General features: G+C 71.9%; 15 protein-coding genes. 9 read left to right on the top strand and 6 right to left on the bottom strand.

What is annotated here, in order from left to right:
• Nucleotides 1-160 precede the first annotated feature (160 nt).
• A complete protein-coding gene (locus QM591_RS14910; protein WP_415133457.1) occupies nucleotides 161-1177 on the top strand; it encodes a lytic transglycosylase domain-containing protein in 1017 nt (338 codons plus the stop codon).
• Nucleotides 1178-1219: 42 nt separating this feature from the next.
• Here the strand turns inward: QM591_RS14910 and QM591_RS14915 are convergent, their stop codons facing one another.
• Nucleotides 1220-2971 (bottom strand): long-chain-fatty-acid--CoA ligase, encoded by a 1752-nt coding sequence (locus QM591_RS14915; protein WP_415133459.1) that lies wholly within the window; start codon nucleotides 2969-2971, stop codon nucleotides 1220-1222.
• A 268-nt stretch (nucleotides 2972-3239) separates the two neighbouring features.
• Between QM591_RS14915 and QM591_RS14920 the strand changes: the two genes are divergently transcribed.
• The 3 genes from QM591_RS14920 to QM591_RS14930 are packed head-to-tail and all read left to right on the top strand — an operon-like array spanning nucleotide 3240 to nucleotide 6305.
• Nucleotides 3240-5051 (top strand): AMP-dependent synthetase/ligase, encoded by a 1812-nt coding sequence (locus QM591_RS14920; RefSeq protein WP_415133461.1) that lies wholly within the window; start codon nucleotides 3240-3242, stop codon nucleotides 5049-5051.
• A gap of 22 nt (nucleotides 5052-5073) precedes the next feature.
• Nucleotides 5074-5943, top strand: coding sequence for a DUF1295 domain-containing protein (locus QM591_RS14925; RefSeq protein WP_415133463.1), 870 nt, complete (start codon nucleotides 5074-5076; stop codon nucleotides 5941-5943).
• Nucleotides 5944-5978: 35 nt separating this feature from the next.
• Entirely contained in the window at nucleotides 5979-6305 is a 327-nt protein-coding gene (locus QM591_RS14930; protein ID WP_415133465.1) for a hypothetical protein, read from the top strand.
• 15 nt (nucleotides 6306-6320) lie between these two features.
• On the opposite strand, the gene QM591_RS14935 is transcribed toward QM591_RS14930, so the two are convergent.
• The gene (locus QM591_RS14935) at nucleotides 6321-7457 is read right to left on the bottom strand and encodes a hypothetical protein (protein ID WP_415133467.1); all 1137 of its coding nucleotides are present in this window, start codon (nucleotides 7455-7457) and stop codon (nucleotides 6321-6323) included.
• A gap of 101 nt (nucleotides 7458-7558) precedes the next feature.
• Between QM591_RS14935 and QM591_RS14940 the strand changes: the two genes are divergently transcribed.
• Nucleotides 7559-8320, top strand: a complete 762-nt coding sequence (locus QM591_RS14940) for an ABC transporter ATP-binding protein (protein WP_415133469.1) — start codon at nucleotides 7559-7561, stop codon at nucleotides 8318-8320.
• The gene (locus QM591_RS14945) at nucleotides 8317-9717 is read left to right on the top strand and encodes an FtsX-like permease family protein (protein WP_415133471.1); all 1401 of its coding nucleotides are present in this window, start codon (nucleotides 8317-8319) and stop codon (nucleotides 9715-9717) included. The genes QM591_RS14940 and QM591_RS14945 overlap by 4 nt, the downstream gene beginning before the upstream one ends.
• Before the next feature lie 12 nt (nucleotides 9718-9729).
• On the opposite strand, the gene QM591_RS14950 is transcribed toward QM591_RS14945, so the two are convergent.
• The 3 genes from QM591_RS14950 to QM591_RS14960 all read right to left on the bottom strand — a co-directional run bounded on the left by QM591_RS14950 (nucleotide 9730) and on the right by QM591_RS14960 (nucleotide 11668).
• Complete coding sequence (locus QM591_RS14950) at nucleotides 9730-10512, bottom strand: NADPH-dependent F420 reductase (protein ID WP_415133473.1); 783 nt, start codon at nucleotides 10510-10512, stop codon at nucleotides 9730-9732.
• Nucleotides 10418-10654: a hypothetical protein gene (locus QM591_RS14955; protein ID WP_415133485.1), complete on the bottom strand. Its 237-nt coding sequence runs from the start codon at nucleotides 10652-10654 to the stop codon at nucleotides 10418-10420. The genes QM591_RS14950 and QM591_RS14955 overlap by 95 nt, the downstream gene beginning before the upstream one ends.
• A 90-nt stretch (nucleotides 10655-10744) precedes the next feature.
• Nucleotides 10745-11668, bottom strand: a complete 924-nt coding sequence (locus QM591_RS14960; protein ID WP_415133475.1) for a hypothetical protein — start codon at nucleotides 11666-11668, stop codon at nucleotides 10745-10747.
• 110 nt (nucleotides 11669-11778) lie between these two features.
• On the opposite strand from QM591_RS14960, the gene QM591_RS14965 reads away from it, so the two are divergent.
• Nucleotides 11779-12198 (top strand): VOC family protein, encoded by a 420-nt coding sequence (locus QM591_RS14965; RefSeq protein WP_415133477.1) that lies wholly within the window; start codon nucleotides 11779-11781, stop codon nucleotides 12196-12198.
• Here the strand turns inward: QM591_RS14965 and QM591_RS14970 are convergent.
• On the bottom strand, nucleotides 12158-13198 hold the full coding sequence (locus QM591_RS14970) for a phosphotransferase enzyme family protein (protein WP_415133479.1): 1041 nt from the start codon (nucleotides 13196-13198) through the stop codon (nucleotides 12158-12160). The genes QM591_RS14965 and QM591_RS14970 overlap by 41 nt on opposite strands.
• Nucleotides 13199-13266: 68 nt before the next feature.
• On the opposite strand from QM591_RS14970, the gene QM591_RS14975 reads away from it, so the two are divergent.
• Entirely contained in the window at nucleotides 13267-13779 is a 513-nt protein-coding gene (locus QM591_RS14975; protein ID WP_415133481.1) for a phosphatase PAP2 family protein, read from the top strand.
• Between the two features lie 342 nt (nucleotides 13780-14121).
• Nucleotides 14122-15462 carry a DUF222 domain-containing protein gene (locus QM591_RS14980; protein ID WP_415133483.1) on the top strand — a complete coding sequence of 447 codons (1341 nt, stop codon included), beginning with the start codon at nucleotides 14122-14124 and terminating at the stop codon, nucleotides 15460-15462.
• Nucleotides 15463-15585: the final 123 nt, after the last annotated feature.

The following is a 15585-nucleotide window of genomic DNA, read 5'->3' on the forward strand; positions in this document are numbered from 1 at the left end:
GTTTCCGCTCCCCCGGAGAGCCTCCGCTCTCACTGATCACCCAGGATCGCCACACGTTTCGTCCAGATTCGGCCTGCACACTCGGGGACTTGTGCCCGGCCCGAGGGCACTGTCACGGCGATCTGCCCGTGTCGAAGCCACCCGAAAGACATCTCCGCGTATGCGTTTCACCCCCCGCCGTCCCGGCGAATCGTCCGTTTCCGCTGCCGTCGCCGTCGCTCTCGGCCTGTGCCTGGTCGGTGGCATGTCCACCGCCGCGCAGGCCGTGCAGACCTCGAACGCGCCCGCCGCCGTCGCGCAACAGACGACCGGACCCGTCGTCCGCACCGCCGTCTCGGCCACCGTCGCGCGCTCCCTCGTCTCCGAGGCCGGCGTGGACACCACCGCGCCCTACCTCTCGGCCGAAGCCGAGGCGTTGGCCAACGAGCCGCTCGACGACATCGTCGACGACGCGCGAGATGCTCTCGGTGACGCGCGCGAGGCCGTCGCCGAGGCAGAAGCGGCGGAGAAGAAGGTCGCCCGGTCGAAGCTGAAGATCACCGGCGCGAAGACGATCGACACCTCGGTGGTCGAGGATCACATCGATACCCTCCAGACCATCGCGGTCACACCGGTGCTCCTCCTGCCCGCCTCGACCGAGGAGGCCGCCGCCGATACGGCGAAGGTCGAGAAGGCCACCGACCGGCTGCTGTCACGACTCGAGAAGGCCGAGAAGGCCGAGGAACGCCGCAAGGCCGCCGCCGCAGCGAAGAAGAAGGCGGAAGCGGCGGCACGCCAGGCGGCCGCACAGGCTGAGGCGGCGTCGAGCTCGAGCGGATCGAGCAGCTCCGGCGGCACGAGCAGCGGTTCGCCGGCGTCGTCGGGCGACAACTCGGTCGCCGGCGCCAAGGCCACCGCCCGCGCGCTGCTGGCCGATCGCGGCTGGGGCTCGGACCAGTTCTCCTGCCTCGAGAAGCTCTGGAACAAGGAGTCGGGCTGGAACTACCGCGCCTACAACTCCTCCAGCGGCGCCTACGGCATCCCACAGGCACTGCCCGGAAGCAAGATGGGCAGCGCCGGCAGCGATTGGAAGTCGAGCGCAGCCACGCAGATCCGCTGGGGTCTCGGCTACATCGACGGCCGCTACGGCACCCCGTGCGGCGCATGGTCGCACTCCCAGTCCACCGGCTGGTACTGACCCGCACCGCGACGGCGGGCTGAGCTGCGCTCCGGCGCGCGGTCAGCCCGCCGTCGTCGTGTCCGGCGCGGTGTCCGGCCGGCTCATCTCCTCGCGCACGACGCGACGGAGGACCTTCCCCACCTGATTGCGCGGCAGGGATGCGCGGGCGACGATCCGCTTCGGGACCTTGTAGGCGGTCAGGTGCTGCCGCGCAAACTCCCGCAGAGCGGCGGCGTCGAAGACGGCGCCCTCCCTCAGCACGACCGCCGCCGTGACGTCCTCGCCTCCTCCCGGGCGACGGATCCCGACGACGGCGGCCTCCGCCACATCCGGGTGGAGAAGGAGCGCCTGCTCCACTTCGCTCGGGCTCACGTTGAAGCCGCCGGTGATGATGAGCTCCTTCACGCGGTCGACGATCGTGACGAAGCCGTCGCCGGACACCGTCACGATGTCGCCCGTGCGCAGCCATCCGCCGGGGAGGAGCACCGCATCGGTCTCGGCGGTGCCGTTCCAGTACCCGCGGAAAACCTGCGGGCCGCGGATCAGCAGCTCCCCCTCCTCCCCGGGGGCGCGGCGCACCGTCGGATCCGACGGGTCGACCACGCGGATCTCGGTGCTGGGGAACGGGACGCCCACGGTGCCGGGGCGGCGCGAGGGGCCCACCGGATTGCCCAGGGCCACGGGTGAGGTCTCGGTCATCCCGTACCCCTCCACGAGGAGACCGCCGGTCGCCTCCTCCCACCTGGTGACCGTGGGGAGGGGCAGGCTCATCGCGCCGGAGATCGCGAAGCGCACGCCGCGGAGGTCGATCCGGCCCTGCACGCTCGCGCGGGCCAGCGCGTCGTAGATCGGCGGCACGGCGGGAAGGAAGGTGGGAGGCGATGTCCGGCTGGCAGCGATGACGAGGTCGAGGTCGAACTTCGGGAAGAGCACGAGCTTGGCGCCGATCGACATCGCGAAGGTGAGGCACAGCGTGAGCCCGTAGGCGTGGAAGAGGGGCAGGATGCCGTAGACCACCTCCTCCCCGTCGCGGAGCCCCGGAAGCCACGCACGCCCCTGCGCGGCGTTGGAGCGGAGGTTGCGGTGGGAGAGCATCGCCGCCTTCGGGGCACCGGTGGTGCCGCTCGTGAGCTGCAGGAGCGCGATGTCGTCGAGGGCGGGCTGGGGGACCCGCGAGGACAGCCGGCGGCCCGAGGCGACCGACGACCACCGCCGGATCCCCTTCGCCGTCGGGCGCCGTGTGAGCGCGGCGCGCGCGGTCCGTGCACGCCGGACCGGGAGCCGCAGCGCGAGCCGCGTGCGCCACGGCATCCCCTCGGTGAGGTCCACAGCCACGACGTGGGTGGGGCGGACGTCGTCGGGCATCGTCGCGATGGTGTCGGCCACCGAATCCCACACGATCGCGACGTCCGCCCCGTGCACCTCGAACTGGTGGCGCAGTTCGCGAGCGGTGTAGAGGGGGTTGTGCTCGACGACGATCGCCCCGAGCCGGAGCACCGCGTAAAAGGCGACCACGTGGTCGGGGCAGTTCGGAAGCACGAGGGCCACGCGGTCGCCGGCCCGCACGCCGAGCGAGCGCAGCCCCGCGGCGGCGCGAGCGATGCGATCGCCCAGCTCGCGGTACGTCGTCTGCGCGCCGAAGAACTCCAGCGCCACGCGCCGGCGGTGCTTCCGCGCCGAGGACTCCATCATCTCGACGAGCGTGTCGGTGACCGGTGGGATCTCCGCCGGCACCCCGTCGGCGTAGGCGCGGAGCCATGGCCGTGCGGCGAGGACGTCGTCCTGGTTCGGGTCGAAGGTCGAGTGGCTCATCGCGATACTCCTCGTTCTCACACGCGCCGGACGGTCGCGCCGATCGATCACGCTACCCGCCCCATCGGTGCGCGGGCTGGACGAGGCGGCCCCGCCGCGAAAAGAGCACCCATCCGATCTCCGGACGGCTCCGAATGAGCATCGGGGCCGCTACCGCACGGCCCGCTTCGATGCCCGGAACGGCATCCCGGACACGGCAGGATGGCTTGTGGGCCACCCGGCCACGACGCCCGTTCCCGGCGCCGGAGCCGTACCCGAACGGAGGCCCATGCGCGAGCACAGCACCGACCCGCTCGTCGAGATCGACGAGTACCGCAACGTCACCGATCTGCTCATCCAGCGCGCCGCCGCCGCTCCCGACCACATCGCCTTCGACGTGGCCGGCGAGCACGCGGGGGAGCCCTGGCGACCCGTGACGACCATGGAGTTCCTGCGCGAGGTGCGCAGCCTCGCGAAGGGCCTGATCGCGCACGGCGTGACCGTCGGCGACGCGGTGGCCGTCATGGCGCCCACCCGGTACGAGTGGGCGGTGTCGGACCTCGCCGCGTGGTTCGCCGGCGCCGTGGTCGTCCCCGTCTACGAGACGTCGTCTGTGGACCAGGTGACCGCGATCGCCCGCGACGCCGCCGTCAGACTGGGGATCGGCGGTGGCAGCGCACACGCCGAGGTCCTCTCCCGCGCCTTCGCCGCGGCGGGAGTCGGCGCGCTGGGCGTGTGGACGATGGACGACGGCGAGCGCTCACTCGGCGCCCTGCGTGCGCGCGCCGGGGAGGTCGACGACGAGGAGCTGGAATCCCGCCGGACGGCCGCGGACCTCGACACCCCCGCGACCTACGTGTACACCTCGGGAACCACGGGGGAACCCAAGGGAGCGATCCTCACCCACCGCAACTTCCTCGGTCAGGTGCTCAACATCGCCGCCGCCTACCGGGAGGTCGTCCGAGAGGACGGCAACACGGTGATCTTCCTCCCCCTCGCCCACGTGCTCGCGCGCGGACTCCAGCTGATCTGCCTGGCATCGGGCATGCGCATCGCGCACCTGGCCGACACGAGCCGCGTGGTCGCGGTGCTCGAGGACCGCCGACCCACCTTCCTCGTGGTCGTCCCGCGCGTGCTGGAGAAGATCCGGGCCGCCGCGGGAGCCAAGGCGCACGCGAAGCACCTCGGGGGGCTCTGGCGAGCGGCCGAGCGGACGGCGATCTCCTGGGGTCGAGCCGAGGAGACGGGCACGACCCCGCGGCCGATGCTCCGCGGCCGTCACGCCCTGTTCGATCGCCTCTTCTACCGCCGGCTCCGCTCCCTCATGGGCGGGCGCCTCGCCTACATCCTCTCCGGCGGAGCGACGCTCGACGCCGAGGTGGCCCTGTTGTTCCGCGGCATGGGGGCTCCCGTTGTCGAGGGCTACGGACTCACCGAGACGACGGCACCGCTCACCGGCAACCTCCCCGGCGACATCCGCGCCGGAACGGTCGGCATTCCCCTCCCCGGTTCGACGGTGCGCATTGCGGAGGACGGAGAGATCCTCGCTCGTGGCGTCGGCGTCTTCGCCGGGTACCGCGACCCGAGCCATGACGCGGAGGCCTTCGTCGACGGCTTCTTCCGCACGGGAGACCTCGGCCGCCTCGACGAGCACGGCCACCTGGTCCTGGCCGGCCGTGTGAAGGACGTCATCGTCACCAGCGGAGGAAAGACCGTGGTGCCGCACGCGTGGGAGCAGGCGGTGGAGTCCGATCCCCTGGTGGCTCACGCGATCATGGTCGGCGAAGGGAAGCCCTATCTGTCCGCCCTGCTCGTGCTCGACCCGGAGCCCCTGGCGGCATGGGCGAGCGCGCACGGCGTCGCCCTCCCCACCGCCCGCCCGGGCGGTATCGGTGCCCTCCACGACGCGGATCTGCAGGACCGACTGCAACGCGTCGTGGACGCCGCGAACCGCCGCGTCTCGCGCGCCGAGCAGGTGCGCCGATTCACGATCGTCGTCGCCGACCTCGACGACACCCGCCTGGTCACCCCGACCATGAAGATCAAGCGGCGGGCGCTCCTCGCCGAGGGCACCGACGTGCTCGCCGACCTCTACCGCTGACCCTTTCCTCCCGGAGTACCGCATGTCCTCGTCGCCTCGCGCGTCCGTCGTCACCATTCTCGTCACGCTCCTGATCGGGGCCCTCGTCGCCGTCGCCGGCAGCCAGGGCGGTGCCACCGCCGCGGGGGTGCCGCTGTTCGCCCTTGCGGTGGCCGCCGCCTTCGCCGTCCAGGTGCTCGTCTACATCCCGTCGGCGGTGAAGCGCACCGAGCGCTTCTTCGACCTGACCGGGGGCGGCACCTTCTTCCTCGTGACGATCGGGTTGCTCGCCCTGGTCCCGCAGCCCGACGCCCGGGTGTGGGTGCTCGCCGTGATGGTGGCGCTCTGGGCGGTGCGCCTCGCGACGTTCCTCTTCCTGCGGATCCACCGATCGGGAGCGGACGACCGCTTCGACGAGATCAAGGCAAGCCCCGTGCGCTTCCTGCAGGTGTGGATCGTGCAGGGCGCGTGGGTGAGCATCACGGCCTCGGCCGCGTGGATCGCGATGAGCTCGCCGACGCGGGAGCCGCTGGGCTGGCTGTCTGTCGTCGGCATCGTGGTCTGGGTGCTCGGCTTCGTGATCGAGGTCGTCGCCGACGCGCAGAAGTCGGCATTCCGGGCCGATCCCGCACACACCGGACGCTTCATCTCGTCGGGGCTGTGGTCGCGGTCGCGTCACCCCAACTACTTCGGCGAGATCGTGCTGTGGCTGGGAGTGTTCCTCGTCGCGGCCCCGGTCCTCGACGGGTGGCAGTGGGTCGCCGTGCTGTCGCCGCTGTTCGTCATCCTCCTCCTCACCCGCGTCTCCGGGATCCCGCTGCTCGAGGCGAAGGCCGACCGCCGCTGGGGCGACGACGAGGAGTATCAGGCCTACAAGAAGCGCACCCCCGTGCTCATCCCTCGCCTCTTCTGAGGCGCGACGCCCGACGAGCATGGTGGGATGGACTCATGACCGGCCCCCGGAACGCCCTCTCGCTGACGCTGTCGGAGCGCCCCGATCTCCCGAGCGCGGTGTACCAGGCTCTGTACCGGATCACGGGGCGCTCGACGGTCGAGATGAGAAACGCCGTGCGCGAGGGCGCCCCGGTCTACACGGCCGCCCTCTTCGGCACCGATCACCTCCAGGTCGTGCCCCGGCTGGAGAAAGCGGCGGACTACCTCGACGCGGTCGGTCTGCCGTTCGTCGTCCACGAGTGGACCGACGGCGAGGCGAGTGTCATCACGCGGGAGACGATGCGCCGCATCGTCGAGGGAACCGACGACCCGGCCGACTGATCGCCGCGTGACGGGTCAGGCGCTGACCGGCTCCCACCTCTCGCGGTCGACGAACCGCCACGGCTCCACCGCACCGACGAGTCGGACGCGGTCGGTGAACCAGTACGTCTCGTCGGGGTTCCATCCCGCGATGACGCTCGCGGTGTCGCTGTCGACGGGAATGGCGGTGCCGGCGGAGAGGTACGCGGCAACGGTGAGGTGGACCGCGTCGCACTCGGCCGCAACGCTCGCCCAGTCGGGTATGACCCAGGTGCCGTCGCCTCCGGTGGTGCGGAACCAGTCCTGACGGACCTCCGGGGTGACCTCGAGCGGGTGCTCCCGGCAGAGCCGCGCCCAGTCGTCGGCGGAACGCACCTCGAGGATCCGCAGGCCGGCGGGAGCACCCAGGCGCCGGACGTTCGCCTCTTCCCATCCGAGCGAGTCCTCGACGAACTCGAGCGCCGCCGGGAGACCGCCGGGCACGTCAGCGAACCGTCGCGCCGAGCGCGCCAGACCGTGTGGCGGAGTGGACCACCACTCACCACTCCAGTTGGCGCGGGGATCGGTGGGCCGGTCACCACGAGCGCGGGCGACGCTCTCGTCCACGCGCTCCCGCCATCCCTGGAGCACTTCGGCCGGCCTGCTCGGCACCTCCGGCTCATGCCCATCCCACGCGACGGCCCACTGGTCCTGGACCGCCGCGGGTGCGTCCCACCATGCCGAAGCGGGAGTGTCCGCGAGCCGCTCGGCGAGCGGACGAAGGGCCTCACGCACGGCGGGGTGCGACGCCACGATGTCTTCCGTGCCGGGTTCCTGCCAGTAGGCGGCCATGTCCACGGCCCGCACGAGCGCGCGATGGACGATCCCGTGATCGAGGGAGTCGGAGCCATCTGCCTGCCCCGGCGCGAGGAGGGCCGCCACCGCCTCGGCGACCGAGGCGGGGGTGGCGCCAGGGTGAGGGGTGACCGATTCGGGTGTCACGTCACCGACGAACGAGGCGAGTCGCGTGCCTCCGTCTTCGCGGGCGGTTCGAAGCGCGAACGACGCCGCCGCCACTGCGTCGCCCACGAGATGCTCCCGCGACTCGGGGCGCCGCAGCTCGAGCTCGACGGCGAGCTCCAGGAGCAGACGCCGACCGCGGGGCCCCGCGAGAAGGAGGTCGGAGGCGATCATCCCTCCAGGCTATCCGCGCGCCGCGACGTCATCCGTCAGAGGGATCCGGGATGCCTCTCGCGCACGACGACATCTGCTCCCGACGCCACCAGGCTGGGGGGATGTCCTTCTCGTCATCGACCCCGCCACCGCTTCCCTCGCCCGTCCCGGCGCTCCGCGCGACCGGGCTCCGCAAGACCTACGGCGACCTCGTCGCCCTCGGCGGTGTCGACCTCACGGTCCTCCCCGGTGAATCGGTCGCCATCATGGGTGCGTCGGGGTCGGGAAAGACCACGCTGCTGCACTGCCTCGCCGCGATCATCGCCCCCGATGCCGGCTCGATCCTCCTGCGCACCCCGACGGGCGAAGAGCGAGAGCTCGCCGCACTGAGCGAGAACGAGCGATCGACGGTGCGTCGACAGCACCTCGGCTTCGTCTTCCAGGACCACCTTCTCCTTCCGGAGCTGACGGCGGTGGAGAACGTGGCGCTGCCTCTGCTGCTCCTGGGCGTCGCTCGCGCTGAAGCGGAGGCGCGCGCCGCGGCCTGGCTCGCCTGGCTCGGGCTCGCGGGGATGGAGAACCGGCGCATCGGCCAGTTGTCGGGCGGCCAAGCGCAACGGGTGGCGATCGCCCGCGCCCACGTCACCGGAGCGGCCATCGTCTTCGCCGACGAGCCGACGGGGGCGCTGGACTCCGTCACCTCGACCGAGGTGCTCGACGCGCTCCTGCGCGGGGCCGAGGGGACGGCGCGCAGCCTCGTGCTCGTGACGCACGACGCCGCCGTCGCCGCCCGCTGCGACCGCGTCCTCCACATGCGCGATGGACGCTTCGTGAACGACGCCGTCATCGGCGCCTCGGGCACCACGTCAGAGGCGCACCGATGACCGTCGCGGTTCCGGCGGCGCCCGCGCGCCGTTCCACGTCGCCGCTCGCGAGCCTCACCATCCTGTTCGCGCACCCGCGCCGCACCGGACTCGCCGCCTCGGTGCTCCCCGTCGTAGCCTTCGCCGTGACGACGGGGGTGCTCCTGCTCGTCGCGGCCGGTGCCCACATGTTCTACACCGACCCGCGCGCCGCCGACACATCGTTCGGCTCTCTCTACGGCGTGTTCACGACGGTAGCGCTCGTGCTGCTGGCCGTTCCCGTGGCGACTCTCGGCGCCGCATCGGCACGGCTGACGGCGCGCCGCCGCAACGATCGCCTGGCCACCCTGCGGCTGCTGGGGGCGACGACGGGCGAGGTGACGGCGCTGACTCTCATCGAGGCGACAGGCCTCGCCGTCCTCGGCGCCCTCCTCGGGGTCGGGCTCTACGGCGCGCTGACGCCGCTGGTGGGACTCGTCTCGTTCTTCGGTGAGCCCATCGGAGCCGCGGCTCTCTGGGCAGGATGGATCATCGTGGGCGCGGTCGTGGCGGCCGTCGTCCTCATCGCGGCGGCGAGCGCCGCGTCCAGTCTGCGACGTGTGCAGCTGACGCCGCTCGGCGTGCGGCAGCGCACCGATGCCGCACCGAGACGCGGCCGGGCACTCGTGTGGGGCACCGTTGCGCTCGCGGCGGTGGTCGGCGTCGTCTTCGCCGCGGGCACGATCAGCGAGCTTCTGGGACCGATGATCGGCGTGGGAGTGCTCTTCGTCGCTTTCGCGGGCGGGATGGCGCTCCTGAACCTCATCGGCACGGCGATCGTGGCCGCCCGCGGCCGGGCGATCGCCCGGACAGCCACCTCGGCGGCGCGGCTGATCGCGGGTCGCGAGCTGGCCGCACACGCGGCGCAGGCCTGGCGCCGCGTCTCGTCGCTGGCGATGATGGCGTTCATCGCGGTCGTGGGAGGCGCGGGGGCGAGCCTTGTCGCCCTCGCGTCCCCGGAGGCCGCCGACGACGGGTCGGCCGCCGCCATGATCGAGCTGCTGACCGACCTCCGCACCGGCGTGCTGCTCACCCTGGCGCTGGGGTTCCTGCTCCTGGCGTGCTCGGTCGGAGTGACGCAGGCGGCCTCCGTCCTCGAGGACCGCGAGCTCCTCGTCGGACTCCACCGCCTCGGGATGTCGGAGCGGGAAGTGCGACGCGCCCGCCGGATGACCGTGATGGTGCCGCTCCGGTGGGCAGCCCTGGGCGGAGCGGCCCTCGGCGCGGTGATGTCCCTGCCGGTGGTCGGGATCGTCGTGCTCACCGCCCCGGCCGCACTCGCCGTCATCGCCGCCACCCTCGTGGCCGGGTTCGCGGTCGTGTGGCTCTCGCTCCTGACCTCGATTCCGCTCCTTCGAGCGGCGACCAGGACGCCCTGACCCGGTCCGGGCTCAGCCGACGGAGTCTTCGGGACGCACCCGGAATCCGCGGGCGAGGTTGGCGCGGAGCTCGTCGGCGTTCTGACGCACGACGTAGGCCGGACGATCGCGCTCCAGACGCCACGACTCGCTCAGCGGGCCCGCCGAGACGGTGTCGAAGCCCAGCCGGTCGTAGAGGTCGGTGACGTAGGCGACGGCCTCGGGGAAGTCGCTCGCCGTGCCCAGCGCGCGCCGGTCCGGGGATCCGGCCGGAGTGCCCGTGGTGGTGATGTCGGCGGCGGCGATGTGGTTGAAGGCCTTGACGACCTTCGACTCGGGAAGGTGCTCCTGGAGCATCCCCGAGGTGGTCGTCTCGCCGCGGTCGAGTGCGGGGATGTGCCCGTCGCGCTCCCAGTAGTAGTTGTTGGTGTCGAGCACGATCTTCCCCGCGAGCGGGGCGACCGGGACATCGCGATAGGCGGCCAGCGGCACCGTCACCACGACGACCTCGCCGGCCTCGGCTGCGTCCTGTGCCGTCGCGGCGCGAGCCGTCGGGCCCAGCTCCTCGATGAGCGGAGCGAGGGTCTCGGGCCCCCGCGAGTTGGCGATCACCACGTTGTCGCCGAGCGCCGTGAACGCCCGCGCCAGCTGTGATCCGATGTGTCCTGCGCCGATGATTCCGATCGTGGTCATGACCGCGGAAACCCGGCGCGGGCGCGACTCATTCCCGCGCGACGGCCGGCGCGTCGGCGGACGCTGCCGATCCTGCGCCGACCGGCTCGATCGGACCGAGCCAGGCCCGCAACTGCGCGGCAAAGCGCTCCGAATCCTCCTGATGGAGGAAATGGCCGTGCCCGCGCCAGACATCGATCGCGTGTGCGTTGCCGCGGTCATCACCCACGACCGACCGGTGCCACTGGGCGACCTCCGCGCCCTGATCGGCGTACACCGCCAGCACCGGCGCCTCGATCGTGCGCAGCCTCGCTTCCGCCGTCCATCGCCGGCCCGCGCCGGCCGGAGCGTCGTACAGACCGTCGTGCGCTGTCGATCAGGCCGTCTCCGGCGAGGTGCGGTGCCGGCGGCGGAGGAGAACGACCGCGGTTCCGAGTGCCGCGACGACGACGGTGGCGATGATGGGACGGAGAGCAAGCGCCGGATCGAACAGCGCCATCTGGAACACTCCGAGGCCGTACTCGAGCATGCCCCGCGGATCGCGCGCGAGCGCGCGCGTGGCGAGAGCGTTGAAGATGCCGGTCGCCAACGCCGGCGCGACCCAGACGAGGACGACCGCGATCACGGCAGCCACGATCCGCCCGACGGTCGCCAGCCCCGTCCAGGCGATCGCGATCCCGGCCAGCACAGGGGTGACGAACGAGACGGCGGTCAGGAGTCCCTCGGGCACCGTGGCCGTCACGGGGACGAGGCGAAGGAACGCACCTGCCCACATCCCGGCCGCGATCGCCCCGACGGCGAGTCCAAGGAGAGCTCCGGCCCGCGGCGCGACCGCGACGAGCAGCAGGCACCCCCACCCGAGCAGGGCGGAGAAGACGGCGCCACCGGTGAGCCCCGCGAGATACCACTCGGACTCCACGCGGTCCTGGAGGCCTCCGGCCACGACCGCGGTCGTCTGGACGATCGCCACGACGTGCACCACCGCGACGCCCGTGAGCACTCCCCACGCCCCGCCGCGCGTCGAGCGCGGGCGCACGGCACGGGCGGCGACCCCCGCGACGACGGCTCCGAAGACGAGGACGGCGAAGATCGACGACACCGAGTACTGGCTGAACGGCAGGAGCACGACCGGAGCATCGCCGGACGCCCCGTCTTCGGCGAGATTCTGCAGCGGGAGCCGCGCGCCCGTCACGAGCCACGGCACGAGGCCGACGAGGGCGGCTGCGGCACCGATCACCACCGACAGCCAGAACCGCACGGAAGCGGATGGCCTCGTCACGTCCTTCTCCGGGGCGGTCATGCGGGCTGTCCCGGAAACGTCGTCACTGGCGTCATGGCCTCATCCTGTCATCGACCCCGCTCTCCCGCATGCGGCCAGGGAGTGTCGGTGGCGCCCGGGAGACTGACCCCATGCCCGTTATCGACCATCTCGGAATCTCCGTCGACGACCTCCCTCGCGCCATCACGCAGTTCGACCCGATCATGAGCGCGCTCGGGTTCGAGCGCAGCGACATCCCCGGGCCGGCATCCTGGTACCGGCCCGGCGACGTCGAGCTCATCCTGTATCCCGCACGCGATCGCGAGAGCGGCCCGCATGAGCACGGCCGGGTCGGATGGCAACACCTGGCCTTCGCCGTCGACACGCGCGAAGAGGTCGATCGGCTGCACGAACTCGCGCAGTCGTTGGGCTGGTCGACTGTTCGCGACCCCAAGCCCTATCCGCGATTCACCGAGCGGTACTACGCGTCGTTCCTCGAAGACGCCAACGGCATCCGCATCGAGTTCATGTTCAATCCGCCCGCGACCGCTCCCGGCCCGAACGAGGCGTGATGCCGAGGCGGCGAGCACCGTCGAGCACCAGCTCGCGCGCCCGTTCCGCGTGGGCGGCGAGGGAGGCACGGAGATCGTCGAGACCCTGCTCGGCAACTGCGTCCGCATCGACGCGAAGGTCGGCGGTGAGTTCAGCCCAGCTCCGGGCGGCTCCGACCGTCCGCGCCCACACCAGGTCCGGCATCGCGACACGGAGGCCGTCGCCCTCGGCATAGCCGTCGAGGAACGCCGCGAGCGCGTCGGGGTGCCGCACATCGTGCGTGCCCTCGGCGAAGAGGTCGCGCGTCGCCGCCGCGACGTCGGCGACGAGCGGCATCGCCCCCGCCTCGTCGAGGTCGAACGCGACCACCGTCGGCCCCGTCCCCGATTCGTCGCGCCAACGGAGGTTGTCGAGTTCGAAATCGCCGTGTCCGTACACCCATGCGCCAGGCGGGGCCGGCTCTGCGCGAAGCGTGCTGAGCGCGTCGGCCAGATCGCGATCGCCGGCGGGGACGAGGGACGCGGCACCGGCGAAGGGGTCGACCGGATCTGCGGAGCTCGGAGCCGGTCCCGCGGCGGCGTGGAAGCCGGCGAGGGCTCGCCCCCACGCTTCGGCGCGCGCCGGGTCCAGGTCGTCGACGTCGAGCTCCTCCCCGTCGACGGCGGCGACGGCCATCACCACCATCTCTCCGAGAGGCGACTCCACCGCCTCGACGATCCTTCCGGCGGCGCTCACCACCGGAACGGCGACGCTGCCCTCCTTCGCCAGCCGTTCTTGCAGCGCCGCACCCCGCGTCAGTCGGTCGCCGGACCTGGAGCCGGCCGGCGCGAAGCGCAGGTAGAAGGGCGCCCGAGCATCCTGTCCCCTCGGCACCACGAACACGTGCGATGCCGATGATCGCCACCAGCGCGCCGCGCCGGGCCCGAGCCCCCACGGCGCCGCTGCCGCATCCGCGACGACGGAGGTCCAGTCCTCGGTGACTGTCGACTTCAGGGCGGCGATCTCGGCAAGTGGCAGCATCGTCCCGATCCTGGCGGCTCACCGCGGCGGGGGCAACTCGCGGGGTGGGGGGAAGATCCGCCTCGCGGATGACGAGGATCGTCCGCTGCGCCGATTTCGGCCTTCCCGGGATCGCGTTCCTCTCGGACGCACTCCTGCTCGCCCTTGCGGCCGTGACGGTGGCGGTGCTGCTGCACGCATGGTGGCGGACTCCGGAGCGCCGCGCGCGCGTGCTCGCCGGTGGCGCCGGTGTGGCGCTCGCCTATCTCGGCAGCGAGGCGGGCAAGGTCCTATTCGCGCAACGGCGCCCGTGCACGAGATGGCCGGCCGCTGCGACGTGCGATGTCGCGGACTACTCCTTCCCCTCCAACCATGCGACCCTCGCCTTCGCAGCGGCGTGCGTCGTCGCCATCGTGGGCGGCCGGCTGCTGTGGACGATCCTCACGGTGGCGGTCGCGGTCGCGGTCGCGGCCGGTCGCCTTTTCGAGGGCGTGCACTACCTCCACGACGTCGCGGTCGGGGCGATCTGGGGGATCATCGTGCCGACGCTCCTCGTGCTGCTGGTCGAGGTCGTGCGGGTCAAGCGCCGGGATCGAGGCTGAGTAGGCCGATGCGGGCGGATCTGATGAGCCTCCTAAGAATCACGAAAAGATAACGAGAAACCCTTGCCGTCGTTATCTGGCCGTTATAGAGTGCAGGCACGGTAGTTGTTTTGCTGTGGCAGCTACCGACATGTGATTGCAGGACACTCTTGGTGCAAGGGACAAGGGCCGGTCGGAAGCCTCTCCGACCGGCCCTTACTCTGTGCCCGGCGCGGATGGCGGCGGCCGGGCGGCGGTACGCCACTCCTCCCCACCCGGGGCGATCGGGGCTCTGTCCACAAGTCGAATCTGATCTGGGCTTTTTTACGCGTCGATGTCCGTGGTTGACGAGATCCTCTTCGTATGGACATCACCGCGAGCGCCGAGCCCTCCCCGGCCGAGATCGGCGCGCTGCTCGACGAGATCTCCGAGACCGGCCGGCGCCTGGCGGCGCTCCACGCGCGCGAGATCGACCTGCTCGCCGCCGCGGTGAGGGTGTGTGAGCGCCAGTCCTCCGGCGCGACGTCGGCCGACCACGACATCCCCCTGCGGTCGATGGCGGCACAGATCGGGGTCGAGCTCCGCGCCTCCGACCGATCGATCCAGCGACGGATGTCGATGGCGGCGCTCATCGTGTCGCGATTCCCCGCGACGCACGCCGCGCTCGCGTCCGGGCAGATCGACCGCGCACACGTGCGCGTGATCGTGGAGGCCGGCATGCACATCGATGACGGCGGGGCGCGGGCGAGTTACGAAGCGGCCGCGCTCGACGTCGCACGCCGAGAGACTACCGGACGGCTGCGTCCGGCCGCGAGGATCCTCGCCAGTCGCGTCGATCCCATCGATCTCACGGAACGCCATCGGGTGGCAGCAGCTCGCAGAGGCGTCTGGGTGCGGGACCTCGACGACGGAATGGCCGAGCTCGTCGCGAGCATTCCCGCTCCCCTCGCCCACGGCATCCACGATCGATTGACGTCTCTCGCGCGAAGCACGATCGAGGGCCGCGCCTCTGCTCCCGACGACTCCGCACCGGCCGATCGCCGCGGCATGGGTGAGCTGCGCGCGGATGCCCTCGCCGACCTCCTCCTCACCGGGCACGCGACACTGGCGGCCACCTCTGCGTCCACCCCCGCCACCGACGCGATCACGGCGCACGTCCAGATCACCATTCCGGTGCTGACCCTGCTCGGGCACGACGATGCACCCGCCGAACTCGCCGGGCACGGCCCCATCGACCTCGCCACCGCGCGAACTCTCGCGGCGACGGTTGAGGGATGGGACCGGGTGCTCACTCATCCCGTGAGCGGAGACGTCCTCGCTGTCGACCGCTACCGCCCGAGCGCCCACCTCCGCCGCACCCTGCGCGCCCGCGACGAGCACTGCAGGTTCCCCGGATGCCGCCAGCCGGCGCCGCGGTGCGATATCGACCACACGATCGCCCGCGAGCACGATGGACCCACCGACGCGGGAAACCTCGCTCACCTCTGCCGGCGACACCACACCCTCAAGCACCATTCCGCCTGGCGGGTGCGACAACTCCCCGGCGGCGTGCTCGAGTGGACGAGTCCCACGGGCCGCCTCCACCCCGACCGCCCGAAGCGCACCCTCAGTTTCAGCCCCGCGACTTTCAGCCCCGCGACCTTCAGCCCCGCACCGCCGGCGCCACCGCCGACCGTGGCGCCAGAGAACGATGCGCCTTTCTAGCGGCAGCGCGCGCCGCCCCGCCAAGTCACCCGCGCGCTGCCGCGCAGAGTCACCCGCGCGCTGCCGCGCAGAGTCACCCGCGCGCTGCCGCGCAGAGTCACCCGCGCGCAGCCGCGCAAACGC

Source organism: Microbacterium sp., assembly GCF_047607225.1.
GTDB lineage: Bacteria > Actinomycetota > Actinomycetes > Actinomycetales > Microbacteriaceae > Microbacterium.

Excerpts from the sequence above, each read along its gene's own strand:
- QM591_RS14910 (WP_415133457.1), top strand. The coding sequence starts at position 161 with ATGCGTTTCACCCCCCGCCGTCCCGGCGAATCGTCCGTTTCCGCTGCC.
- QM591_RS14915 (WP_415133459.1), bottom strand. The coding sequence starts at position 2,971 with ATGAGCCACTCGACCTTCGACCCGAACCAGGACGACGTCCTCGCCGCA.
- QM591_RS14920 (WP_415133461.1), top strand. The coding sequence starts at position 3,240 with ATGCGCGAGCACAGCACCGACCCGCTCGTCGAGATCGACGAGTACCGC.
- QM591_RS14925 (WP_415133463.1), top strand. The coding sequence starts at position 5,074 with ATGTCCTCGTCGCCTCGCGCGTCCGTCGTCACCATTCTCGTCACGCTC.
- QM591_RS14930 (WP_415133465.1), top strand. The coding sequence starts at position 5,979 with ATGACCGGCCCCCGGAACGCCCTCTCGCTGACGCTGTCGGAGCGCCCC.
- QM591_RS14935 (WP_415133467.1), bottom strand. The coding sequence starts at position 7,457 with ATGATCGCCTCCGACCTCCTTCTCGCGGGGCCCCGCGGTCGGCGTCTG.
- QM591_RS14940 (WP_415133469.1), top strand. The coding sequence starts at position 7,559 with ATGTCCTTCTCGTCATCGACCCCGCCACCGCTTCCCTCGCCCGTCCCG.
- QM591_RS14945 (WP_415133471.1), top strand. The coding sequence starts at position 8,317 with ATGACCGTCGCGGTTCCGGCGGCGCCCGCGCGCCGTTCCACGTCGCCG.
- QM591_RS14960 (WP_415133475.1), bottom strand. The coding sequence starts at position 11,668 with ATGACCGCCCCGGAGAAGGACGTGACGAGGCCATCCGCTTCCGTGCGG.
- QM591_RS14965 (WP_415133477.1), top strand. The coding sequence starts at position 11,779 with ATGCCCGTTATCGACCATCTCGGAATCTCCGTCGACGACCTCCCTCGC.
- QM591_RS14970 (WP_415133479.1), bottom strand. The coding sequence starts at position 13,198 with ATGCTGCCACTTGCCGAGATCGCCGCCCTGAAGTCGACAGTCACCGAG.
- QM591_RS14975 (WP_415133481.1), top strand. The coding sequence starts at position 13,267 with ATGACGAGGATCGTCCGCTGCGCCGATTTCGGCCTTCCCGGGATCGCG.
- QM591_RS14980 (WP_415133483.1), top strand. The coding sequence starts at position 14,122 with ATGGACATCACCGCGAGCGCCGAGCCCTCCCCGGCCGAGATCGGCGCG.